Below are 10,196 nucleotides of genomic sequence, written 5' to 3'. Positions count from 1 at the left end.
TCCGTCACCTCCTCCACAGGCCACGTTGACTTGCGGCGTGTTGTTGTTATGACGCGCTCATAACAACAACACGCCGCAAGTCGACGAGGGGGCCGGTCGGGTTAGGTGATCTTCCAGGTGGTTCCGGTCGGGGCCAGGGCGTTCAGGAACGCGGCGGGGTCCAGCACCTCGGCGGGTGCTCTGACGCCGGGCGGGCCGCTGAGGCGGAGCGTGCCTTCGGCTGCGATGGCCGCGGTCGTGCCGTAGGTGTCGGAGCCCTCCGCGAACGCGGTGGCGCGGCGGCCGTCCGGGGTGCCGGCCCTCACCAGGACCGCCCAGCGCTGCCCCCGGCGGGCCTCGGCGTCCGGGTTCTCCGGGAACGCGTCGACGGCCTCCTCGGGGACGGCTCCGGAGAACTGCGCGGCGAGGTCGGCCTCGACGAAGCCTTGGACATGCTGGACCTCGATGTGCCGGGGCACGCTGACGACCTCCGGCAGCGCAAACCTGGACATCGGCACGGGGCCCCGGCCGGGGAAGGTGAGCGAGGTCAGGCGGGGTCGGGCCTCCGTACGCCACTCGCCGCCCTCGTAGGCGAGACCACCGGACCTGACGACGTCCGCCGTGCCGAGGAGCGAGCGCATCGAACCGCGGGACATCCCCGCGCCACCGGTCACCGAGTGCCCGGTCAGCACCTCGTGCAGCGGTCCGCCGCCCAGGTGGTCGGCCAGGACGCGGGCGAGCAGGTCGCCGGGGACGCCGCCGTCCGTCATCGCGGGGGTGGCGACCACTCCCGCGCGGCGCGCGCCCTCCGAGCAGGTGTCGTGGACGCGCTTGATGTGGAGCTGCTCGCCCGAGGTGTCGGTGTAGTGGCATCCGGCTGCGATGGCGGCGCGGACGACGGCCGTCCCCGCCGGGGTGAACGGGCCCGCGCAGTTGATGACCGCGCCGGCTCCCCGGAAGGCGGCGACGAGGGCGTCATGGTCGGTGATGGCGGCGGTACGGGTCTCGCGGCCGCCCGCGACGGCGGCGAGGCGCTCGGCGTCGCGGCCCACCAAAATGATCTCGGCGTCGCGTCGGGCGAGTTCCGCGCGGACGAGCCTGCCCTGGTAGCCGTACGCGCCATAGATTGCGATCTTCATAGAGGTGAAAGTACGGACCAGACGCGAGATCATGAATAATCCACTGTCTCGCGAGGATACGTGATCGTCTCACCATGGACGTGCTCAGCGATGTGATCGCCTCCGTCCGGACGGGCCGGCCGCATTCGGCCCGCTCCGCCAAGCGTGCCCCCTGGGGCCGGTGGTTCCACGCCTCCCCGGACGCCGGGTTTCACGTGATGCTGGCCGGATCGGGCTGGCTCGTGCCCGAGTCCGGCGACCCGGTGCCCCTCGGCCCCGGCGACGTGGTGTTCACCGCCAAGGGCGGCGCCCACGGGCTCACCGACGATCCGTCCAGGCCGCTGGTGTCGTACGAGCCGGTCGCTCTGAACCGGGCTGCCGCCGTCGAGGACGAGGGCGCGAACGCGGTCACGCTGTGCGGCGCCTACCGGACGGACCGGGCGCGTTCGCATCCGCTGCTGGACGAACTGCCCGACCTCATCCATCTGCCCGCCGGGAACGGCCGGCACCGGCGGCTGCGGGCCGCGACCGACCTGCTCGCCGCGGAGATCGAACGTCCCGGCCCCGGCACCGACGCCGCCGTCCCGGCCCTGCTCGACACCCTTCTGCTCTTCATCCTGCGGGCGTGGTACGAGGAGCAGCCGGGCACCGGGTGGGCGGGTGCCCTCGGCGACCCCGGCGTCGGTGCGGCGCTGCGCGCCATGCACGACGACATCGCGAGGCCCTGGACGGTCGAGGAACTGGGCAGGGCGGCGGGCCTGTCGCGGGCGGCCTTCGCACGCCGGTTCACCGCGCTGGTAGGGCGGCCTCCGCTCGGCTACCTCACCTGGTGGCGCCTCACGACGGCGGCCCGCATCCTGACCCGCGAGGACGCCCCCCTTGCGGCCGTCGCACACCGCGTCGGATACGCCTCGGAATACGCGTTCGCCAACGCCTTCAAACGGGAGTTCGGCACACCCCCCGGCCGCTACCGCACCCGAGCGTTCCCGAACCCGTCGTCCGACGCCGGCCGCAACGATGATCATGTCTCCGGGAAAGGGTGAGTGCCGTCCCGCATGACGCCGCGGCGACACTCACATTTCCAGGAGCCGTGGGCGTCCCGTGTTCGCTAGCCGGTGGTTCGGCCGCCGAGCTTCGCGTGGAAGCGTCCGGTGTCGATGACGGCGCGGCGGTGGGTGCCTCGGCAGACGGTGGCGGCGGCATCGGCGGCGTGGACGGTGAAGACGAGCTGCCGACCCTCGACGGCGGTCAGTTCGGCGTGGACGGTGACCGTTTCCCCGGGTGGTGTGGGTGCCTGGTGGCTGAGGTCGACATGCACGCCCAGGGTCTGCTCGTCCTTGTCGAGATGCCCGTGCAGGGCGCGCATGCAGGTCCATTCCACGAGGCCGACCAGATAGCCGGTGGCCAGGACCGCGGGCAGGGCCACGAAGTCATCGGACTCGGGAAGCAGGTGCGGGACCGTGCGCTCCGCCGGGACCACGTAGTCCAGCCGCGCGCTCAGTCCCGGCTGCAGCGAGGCGAGCATTTCGAACCTCCTTCTCGAAAGGAAGGCGCCCGGGGTCAGGGCGCGGTGGTGATCGGTGCGACGCGGGGCGCGGCGATGCGCCGGTAGTCGTCGGTGGCCAGGGCGATCGACCGATCCAGCCGGGCGGCGTTGAAGAACAGCTCCGGGACCTCGAACAGCGCCGGGTCGGCGACCACCTCCAGCCCCGGGTGGTAGCTGAAGGGGAGCACGGTGCCGCTGACGCTGCCGGCCAGCTCCTCGGCCTTGTCCCGGCCGGCGAAGGCGGCGTAGGTGCCGTCCAGCAGCGCCTTGACCGCCGTCAGGTCCAGCCGGGCGTCACCGGGCACGACCGCCAGGACATGCCGGGTGACCTTCTTGCCGATCTTGACCATGACGACCAGGCACTTGGCGGCCCGCGCGACATCGTGCCCGCGCAGGGCGCTGACCAGATCGGTACGCCCTTCGGAGGCATGGTCGATCAGCCGGTAGCGCGCCCCGGCTGCATCCAGGTCCAGGATGAGACGTTCGTAGAGCCCCAGGTCCCCGGGTGCCGCGACGGTGCCGTCCAGTTCACCACTCACCGCTCAGCAGCTCCTTCGCCCGCTCGATGCGCTCCTGGTCGCGCCGGTAGAACACCCACTGCTTGGTCTTCTTGCCGTGCACCAGCCCCGCCTGGGACAGCACCCGCAGATGCTCGCCACAGGTCGGCTGGCTCACCCCCAGCTTCTGGGCGATGAACAGCGAGCAGACCCCGTCCCGGACCAGATCACCGTCCTGCTGCGGCGGGAAGTGCCGTTCCGGATCGCGCAACCACTCCAAGATCAGCAGGCGCTTGTCGTTGGCGAGCGCCTTCATCAACTCCACATCGAGCATGCGACCCACTATGCCAATTAGCTAATTAGTTGTCTAACTAACTCCTTCCCTCCCGACGCCTCCGGGGAGGCGAGTGCGATGTCGGACCTATGGTCCACAATCCGGCTGCTATGGACACCAGCGAATGGGCCAACACGACATGGCGGGACCTCGCCCAGGTCCGAGCGCGCCTCGACGCCGGCGCCGATCCGGACGCGCGCATAGCCGGCTTCCACCGCGCGCTGGACATGGCGGTGGACGTCGGCACGCCGGAAGTGGTCGCGGAACTGGCCCGGCATGTCAGGGACGTGGACGCCGAACTCGATGGCCGAACCGCCCTCTGGCGGGCGGTTTTCGACGACCGTCCCGACCACGCCCGTGCCCTCGTCGAAGCCGGCGCCGATCCGTGGCGCCCCATGATGGCCGGCTGGTCACCCGGTCGGCTCGCCCTGGCGGGACCGCGCCCGGACCTGTTCGCACCGTCCCGCGCCGAGCTTTCGGCCGCCGAAGCCGCGGCCGCTGAGGAAGCCCCCCGCCTGATAAGGGCGTTGAGCGGCGTCTGCTACGACGGTTTCAGCCTGGCCTGTGTCGCCGACATCACCGCGGACGAGGCCGCCCGGCGCCTGGGGGCGGCGACGATCGAAGCGCCGGAGTCCGAGGGCGGAGGCGTCGAGGAGGGCGGCGACCTGGTCGTCGCCGCGACCGACGTGTCGGGCGGGTGCGTCATCGCCCAGCCATGGGCCTTCGGGGCTTCCACGCCCGGTGTCACCAAGGCCCTTTCGACGGGGACCTTGTGTTACGCCATGTACGCCAACCCGAAGAGCGGAAACCAGGGCAGCATCGCCCGAGACGGCGTGCTCGAAGGCTGGGACCTGCATCCCGGCGGATGGGCCGGCGCCGACGACACGGCCGAGGAGGTCCTTCTCACCTACCTCTACCACTACAAGGCCGTGGCGTTCTGCTTCGCCTACGCAGGACTGCGACCGGCCGACTCCCGCGCGATCACCGGCCCCTTCGACCTGTGGCTCGAACTCCCTCAACGCGACTACTGGCGCTGATTCGCGACCTACGTGACGTCCTGCATCGGCAATGGTTCATGGGGCCGGGCGGAAGAACTCCATGAACCAGTGTCCGGTGAGGTGTTCCGCCGCGCTGTAGAAGGGGAACTCCGGGTCGGTCATCTGGCGGAAGAGGAACTCGGTCGCCGGCAGTCGAAGCGAGTCCCCTCGTCGCCCTCCTCCACGGCGTAGACGGGCCAGCTGTCGGGGTCGGGGCCCTCGGTGATCCAGAAGAACGTCTCGTGGTGCTCGTTGCCCGACCACGGGATAAGTCCGCCTGGGAGGGGATAGCCCGAAAGCCCCCCGGCAGCCGGGTCGTCGCCCGCGTAGTCACTCAAGTTGGCGATCAGTTCATCGGGGTCGGAGACGTGGAAGAACACGTCGAACAGGCCGTTGCAGCCGAAGGTCTCGACGAGCCGCTTGTAGTCGCCCGGCAGCGGTGTGCCCAGCCGGGTCTCGATCTCCGCCCAGTCGGTCGGGGGCGGTGGCGACGACGGTCCCCCGGTGATCGCGGCCAGGCGGTCGACCCAGGGCATGTCCGCGGGCAGGTCGTCCGGTCCGGGCATGTTCCGCTCCGTGACCGCGAGGACGGGACGGCCGTTCGCGCCATGGCCGAGCGCGATCGCGCGGGAGTCCCATACCCAGGCGTGCGTCCATGTGTTCTGTTCCGCGAGCGGAAGCGGCGGGAGCCCGTGGGGACGGGTGTAGGGGGCCGAGAAGCGCCCGGTGAACGCCTTGACCAGGTCGTCCGCACCCGTAGTCGGGGATACCGGCAGGCAGGTGTGCCCGTCCGGATGCCCCGGCTCGCCGCACGCCAGAGCACCGGCACTGGCGTTCGTGAGGCGGGAGGCCGTCCCGAACAACTCCGCAAGATCCATGACGAAATCCAAACCACCCGCCGCCGACATCCTCCGCCGGCCCGGACGGCACGTGCGCTCGGCCTGCTTCGGCTCGGGCTTGCTCGGAATGGCTTGAACGCGGTCGGCCTTGTGAATCGGCTGAGCCGATGTGGCGGTAGGAGGGAGGGGCGTCGCTCTATCCGGTGGTCGATCGGCGGTCGCCCGCGGGGTCGAGCGCCAGGCTCACGGACCGCCGCAGACCCGTGCCGGGCCGGAACTCGACATCCTTCATCCATGGGACGTCCGCCAAGGACTCGGCCATCTCGTCGGTGACCTCCGTGGTGAGCAACGACCGCAGGTCATCGGGGACCGGATCGCCGCCCAGGTATCGCCAGGCCAGAGCGGCGCTGACACGGACGTCCGAGGGACGGTCGAGGTCCGCCCACCATTGCCGGAGGTCGGTCAGGGCCGGTTCGGCTCCGTGTGCTCGGGCCAGTTGGGCGATCGCCAGGATGAGGCTCATCCGGGCGGCGGGGACCTGCTCGACATCCAGCCTGCGATGGAGGGCCGACCGGATGGACTCGGTGTCGTCCAGGGCCTTGGCCAGGGCGTAGCAGGCCGAGGAGCGGACGGCCGCGTCGGTGTCGTCGAGCAACGTCATGAGCAGGGGCGCATCGGAGGTGATGGCGATGCGCGCTGCCTCGACCGACCAGTTCTCCAGGTATCCCCCGTTGTCGTAACACAGACGGCGGTCGGGGCGGGCGATCTGGAGAAGGCCGGTGCGCATTCCACTGCCGTCGTGCTCACATCGCGCCGCTTCACCGGCCAGCTCGAGGATTTCCGCCCGCCAGTGCGTCGTGGGTCGCCTGGCGATGCGCACCAGGAACGGGACGGCCAACGCGGCCGGCGCCGACGTTCCACATTGATGGCAAATGCTGTTGGACAAGGCGTCCAGGGCTTTCCCAACTGCCTTGACGTCCTCGGATCGGAGGCGGACCAGATACTCGGGCACGTCCCCTCCCAATCCGTAGGCGTGGGGGAAACGGCCCCACGGAACCTGGTCGAACCTCAACCCGTCCTTGACCTCCCGAGGGATCCGCGCGACCACCGAGCGTACGTCGAGTTCAGATCCCGCATATCGCTCCGGACCGTTCTCTTCCGCGAGCTCAAGCCTGTAGACGAGGTCTGACGCATCTCCCATATGGCCGATCCTTTCAGAACGAAACGAGGCGCGTGACAAAAATCGGCGACCGTCGGGAGGGCGCCGGTGCAAGGTGGGCCCGGCCTGGGTTTTCCCAGTGCGGTCGGCGTACTAAGCACTGAATGCGGCTGGAGTGTCAAAGGACGAGAGCAGGCGTGAAGCCATGGTGAAGCTGCGGCGAAGCACCGCGGTTGTAGTTTCCGGCAACGAACACGAGCGGGAGAACGTGAAGAGAAAGGCTTATAGATGATTCGCAGAGCCCGCAATTGGATGTTCCTGGTGCTGGCCACCGCGCTCGGCGCCGTGACGCTGACCTTTGTCGGAACGCCCGATGCGATGGCTGGGACGGCCAAGTACACGTGTCCGATCGCTAGCATGACTCCGAGCGAATGCAAGGCCGTGTACAACCGGTTCAAGGCCAATGGGGTGCGGGTATGGGGATACCAGGCGCCGTACTGCACCCAGTACTACTGCTACGACGGCTACTTCTACTACTTCCGCTGATCTCCCGACCTGCATCACCCGCCTGCGAAGGGAAGCGCAGTCGGCCACGCGCTTGGACCCCTCGGGCGATCACACGGACAGATCACCTCAGTCGACCGGGTCGTCCAGCCACCGGCCGTTCTGCATGACCGTGCGGCCGGCGAATTCGTGAAGGCCGTTCCAGACCAGGATGCGCCTGGGGTGCAGGCGTAGGTAGACGAACATGCCCTTCGGGTGGGTCCGGGGGTCGGTGGAGACTTCGGCGTAGCGCTCGGCGATGTCCGCGTCGATGTCGGGGACGTTCATGAGCGACGCGCCGGTGTCGATCATGACGACGTCGGCGGTGTCGCCGAGAGCGACCCGCGCCTGCGGGTGTCCCTTGACGTTGGCGACGGTGCGGCTCTTGGCGAAGGTCGCGGTGTACAGGGCCGAGCCGTCCCAGACACAGGCCACGGGGATCAGATGCGCACCATGGCCGTCGCTGCCGGTGGCCAGCCACATCTGGAAGCCGGTTTCGAGCCGGTCTTGTGCGTAGGCCCGCCGCTCGTCCAGGCTGCGCGGGACCGGGATCGAGGCGAGTTCTTCGTCGGCGTGCACGACGATCCTCCTTCACGTGAGTGCTGGTTGCGCCGCTATTGGGGCTGTACGTTCTAGACGAACGGCGCCGCGCGCATTTCGACACACCGCCGGACCAATCTGATGCAGGCGGTCCGCTGCCGGTCGGCCGGTGCCGACGCGGCGCGGATACCACGGAAACAGGGCGGTTTCACCCGCAGCGATCTCGCTATTCTCCTCATGACCTCTGGAGACGACGGGACGGACGCGGATGAGCGGTGGCGGTGGCGGGGCTCAGTGGAATCCCTACGGAGGGGGCCACCCACCGGGACCGGGCTGGCCGCCCGTACCACCGGCGCCGCCGGCGGGCCCGCGGCCGCCGGCTCCCCCGCGCCGGTTGACCTTCGGACGCCTCTTCAATCCGATAGCCGTGGGGCGTGCGGTGTTCACGCCGTCCCGCCCGGACCGCGTGCACGACCCGGTGGTCAAGAGGGTGCAGGTCTGGCGGACGCTCGTCGGCTTGGTCGCCGTCACGTGGATCCTGGTGTCCTACGGGCTGGCGTCGGACGCCGACGCCGTGCTGGACGACCGCCTCGCCCAGATCCGCACCACCCTCATCGTGCTGGCGGTGACGTTCCCGGTCGCCGTCGCCGCCTTCATCGCGGCGGCCCGCCCACCCAACCGGCGCCTGTTCCTGCGCCGCGCGGGCAAGCCCGCCGGGGCGCTTCTCGCGCTGGCCGTCACGCTCGCCGGGCCGAGACTGCTCACGGGGCTGGGCTACGTGACCGAGGATACGAACTGGACGGCGTCGCCGGGGCGGGTGGTGCTGCTGTTCGCGCTGGGCGCCTTCTTGTTGTGGCTCGGCCCCTTCGGTCTCTACGGCATCGCGCTGTCGCTCGTGCACGTCTTCCGGACGGCGGACGTCCACGAGACGGTTCCACCGCTGCTGGCGACGCTGCTCGTCTGGGAGGTCGCCCTCATCGACGTGTTCCGGGGCGCCTACGACAGTGTGCCCTTCGGGATCCGGCTGGCCTTCATCCTGGGAGCCCCGCTGTCCGTCACCGCCGTGGCGCTGTGGGAGCTGCGGCGGCTGCGCACGCGGCACGGCATCACCCTGCGCGGAGCCCTGCTTCGCTGACCCGTCACGGCGGAGGATGTTCCGGGCGCCGTCACGGACATGCGAGCCCCGGCCCTTAAAGGGGCCGGGGGCTCCGTGCCGGTCGGGGAGGGTCAGTGCTTCAGGGAGGCCACCAGGGCCGCGAACGCGTCGCGGTCTACGAGTAGCTTCGGGCCGTCCGGGTTCTTGCTGTCGCGGACGCCCACTCCTTCTGGGAGGGCGGCCAGCTCGACGCACTCGCCTCCGGTGCTGCCGCTGTGGCTGCTCTTGCGCCAGGTGGTCGTGTTCAGGTCCATCGGTCTGCCCGCACCTTTCGGATGACTTCAAGCGACTGATCTATTGGGAGGGCCAAGGCACGAACCTCTCGAAGCGCGCGGCGGGTGGCGGCTAGCTCGTCGTTCGTTTCCAGCGTGAATCCGCGTGCCGGGCACTCGAAGTACGCGACTTCCCGCATGTCCTCCATGGTGGCGATCGTAAAGGAACTGATGCCCCCTGGATGGTCGCCCCGCATCTTCACAATGTGCAGTGACACGCCAAGTGACTTCGGTGCTTCGATGAGGTGCTCGCACTGCTCGCGCATGACCTGCGGGTTCCCGACCTCACGTAGCAGCACGCCTTCGTCCACCAGGAATGTGCAGCCGGGCGGCGGCGGACTCTCCTGGGTAAGGATTCTCTGTCGGGCCATACGTTCTTCGGTCTTCTCCTTGTTGCCCTTCAGCTGTGCTTCGGCATAGCTAGGGGTTTGGAGCAGGCCGTGGACGAGGGAGAGGCTCCAGGAGGTCAGTTCCTCTGCCGTCTCTTCGATGGGGAGCCACTCGTACCAGGTCGGGAATTCTGCGCCCTTGACGAGGTCCTCCCACAGCTCGACCAGCTCACCGTCCAGTTCAAGCTCGCGGTCCATCGTCTCGGCGAAATCGCGGGTGCACCGCGTCCGGCCGGTCTCGACCTGCCCGATGTACTGAGATGTGACGCCCTCTCCGTCACGGGCCCTGCGTGCGACGTTCTCCTGGCTCCAGCCCTTGGCCTCGCGGAACCGGCGGAACCTGCGCCCGAACGCGACCAGGGTCGGGCTGACTTTTGCTCTCGACCGTCGAGGTGCCATGCGGTCATCGTTCCCCAACCTTGACACAAGCGGCTACCAAGTTCAGAAAGTCGGTCAGGGGAGATTGCCAGGCAACCACCTGCGCTTCGTTACGCTGCGCGCTCGCTCGGTGGCTCAATGGAGGGCGTTCAAGCGGAGACGTTCCGAAAAGGTCGCAACGATGCCAGCAGCGCTAGCCCCAGAGGCCCCGTCCACACTCGTCCTCGACCCCGACAGCGACGCTCCCCGGCTCGCGCGGCGGTTCCTCGCGGGGCGGTTCGCCGAGTGGGGGATCGAGGACGACTACGTGGGCCGGGTGGTGGTCTGTGAGTTGGTTACTAACGCCTACCTGCATGGGAAGGGGCAGATCGTCGTCCGGCTGTATCTCGACGAGCGGGACGGGCGGCCC

14 protein-coding genes are annotated in these 10,196 nt (G+C 69.2%); 5 read left to right on the top strand and 9 right to left on the bottom strand.

Features of this window, described 5'->3' with window-relative positions:
• Positions 1–101: 101 nt before the first annotated feature.
• Positions 102–1,118 (bottom strand): saccharopine dehydrogenase NADP-binding domain-containing protein, encoded by a 1,017-nt coding sequence (locus tag E1281_RS31905; protein ID WP_165959198.1) that lies wholly within the window; start codon positions 1,116–1,118, stop codon positions 102–104.
• Between the two features lie 74 nt (positions 1,119–1,192).
• Between E1281_RS31905 and E1281_RS31900 the strand changes: the two genes are divergently transcribed.
• Positions 1,193–2,140, top strand: coding sequence for an AraC family transcriptional regulator (locus tag E1281_RS31900; protein WP_131883432.1), 948 nt, complete (start codon positions 1,193–1,195; stop codon positions 2,138–2,140).
• A 65-nt stretch (positions 2,141–2,205) separates the two neighbouring features.
• Here E1281_RS31900 and E1281_RS31895 read toward each other — a convergent pair whose 3' ends face one another.
• Genes E1281_RS31895 through E1281_RS31885 form a run of 3 tightly spaced genes read right to left on the bottom strand, consistent with a single transcriptional unit; the run spans position 2,206 to position 3,474 of the window.
• Positions 2,206–2,622, bottom strand: coding sequence for a thioesterase family protein (locus E1281_RS31895; protein WP_131883431.1), 417 nt, complete (start codon positions 2,620–2,622; stop codon positions 2,206–2,208).
• Between the two features lie 35 nt (positions 2,623–2,657).
• Positions 2,658–3,182 carry a YbaK/EbsC family protein gene (locus tag E1281_RS31890; RefSeq protein WP_131883430.1) on the bottom strand — a complete coding sequence of 175 codons (525 nt, stop codon included), beginning with the start codon at positions 3,180–3,182 and terminating at the stop codon, positions 2,658–2,660.
• On the bottom strand, positions 3,172–3,474 hold the full coding sequence (locus E1281_RS31885; RefSeq protein ID WP_131883429.1) for a metalloregulator ArsR/SmtB family transcription factor: 303 nt from the start codon (positions 3,472–3,474) through the stop codon (positions 3,172–3,174). Before E1281_RS31885 ends, E1281_RS31890 begins: the two co-directional genes overlap by 11 nt.
• Before the next feature lie 110 nt (positions 3,475–3,584).
• Here E1281_RS31885 and E1281_RS31880 point away from each other — a divergent pair, with 110 nt between their 5' ends.
• Positions 3,585–4,511: an ankyrin repeat domain-containing protein gene (locus E1281_RS31880; RefSeq protein WP_131883428.1), complete on the top strand. Its 927-nt coding sequence runs from the start codon at positions 3,585–3,587 to the stop codon at positions 4,509–4,511.
• A 119-nt stretch (positions 4,512–4,630) separates the two neighbouring features.
• Here the strand turns inward: E1281_RS31880 and E1281_RS31875 are convergent, their stop codons facing one another.
• Both E1281_RS31875 and E1281_RS31870 read right to left on the bottom strand, forming a co-directional pair.
• Positions 4,631–5,389: a hypothetical protein gene (locus tag E1281_RS31875; protein WP_131883427.1), complete on the bottom strand. Its 759-nt coding sequence runs from the start codon at positions 5,387–5,389 to the stop codon at positions 4,631–4,633.
• Between the two features lie 157 nt (positions 5,390–5,546).
• Positions 5,547–6,137: a hypothetical protein gene (locus E1281_RS31870; protein WP_131883426.1), complete on the bottom strand. Its 591-nt coding sequence runs from the start codon at positions 6,135–6,137 to the stop codon at positions 5,547–5,549.
• Between the two features lie 789 nt (positions 6,138–6,926).
• Here E1281_RS31870 and E1281_RS42710 point away from each other — a divergent pair.
• Positions 6,927–7,055, top strand: a complete 129-nt coding sequence (locus E1281_RS42710; protein WP_279433672.1) for a hypothetical protein — start codon at positions 6,927–6,929, stop codon at positions 7,053–7,055.
• Positions 7,056–7,142: 87 nt separating this feature from the next.
• Here the strand turns inward: E1281_RS42710 and E1281_RS31865 are convergent, their stop codons facing one another.
• Positions 7,143–7,631: a hypothetical protein gene (locus tag E1281_RS31865; RefSeq protein WP_207943606.1), complete on the bottom strand. Its 489-nt coding sequence runs from the start codon at positions 7,629–7,631 to the stop codon at positions 7,143–7,145.
• A gap of 388 nt (positions 7,632–8,019) precedes the next feature.
• Between E1281_RS31865 and E1281_RS31860 the strand changes: the two genes are divergently transcribed.
• Positions 8,020–8,727 carry a hypothetical protein gene (locus E1281_RS31860; RefSeq protein ID WP_207943605.1) on the top strand — a complete coding sequence of 236 codons (708 nt, stop codon included), beginning with the start codon at positions 8,020–8,022 and terminating at the stop codon, positions 8,725–8,727.
• A gap of 92 nt (positions 8,728–8,819) precedes the next feature.
• On the opposite strand, the gene E1281_RS31855 is transcribed toward E1281_RS31860, so the two are convergent.
• Positions 8,820–9,002, bottom strand: a complete 183-nt coding sequence (locus E1281_RS31855) for a DUF397 domain-containing protein (RefSeq protein ID WP_131883424.1) — start codon at positions 9,000–9,002, stop codon at positions 8,820–8,822.
• Positions 8,993–9,808, bottom strand: a complete 816-nt coding sequence (locus tag E1281_RS31850) for a helix-turn-helix transcriptional regulator (protein WP_131883423.1) — start codon at positions 9,806–9,808, stop codon at positions 8,993–8,995. The genes E1281_RS31855 and E1281_RS31850 overlap by 10 nt, the downstream gene beginning before the upstream one ends.
• A 160-nt stretch (positions 9,809–9,968) precedes the next feature.
• Between E1281_RS31850 and E1281_RS31845 the strand changes: the two genes are divergently transcribed.
• On the top strand, positions 9,969–10,196 hold a 228-nt coding region (locus E1281_RS31845; RefSeq protein ID WP_207943604.1), incomplete at its 3' end, for a hypothetical protein.

The organism is Actinomadura sp. KC345 (genome assembly GCF_004348515.1).
Lineage (GTDB): Bacteria > Actinomycetota > Actinomycetes > Streptosporangiales > Streptosporangiaceae > Spirillospora.
The sequence above is the reverse complement of the archived record's forward strand: the minus strand, read 5'-3'. Positions and strand labels throughout refer to the sequence as shown.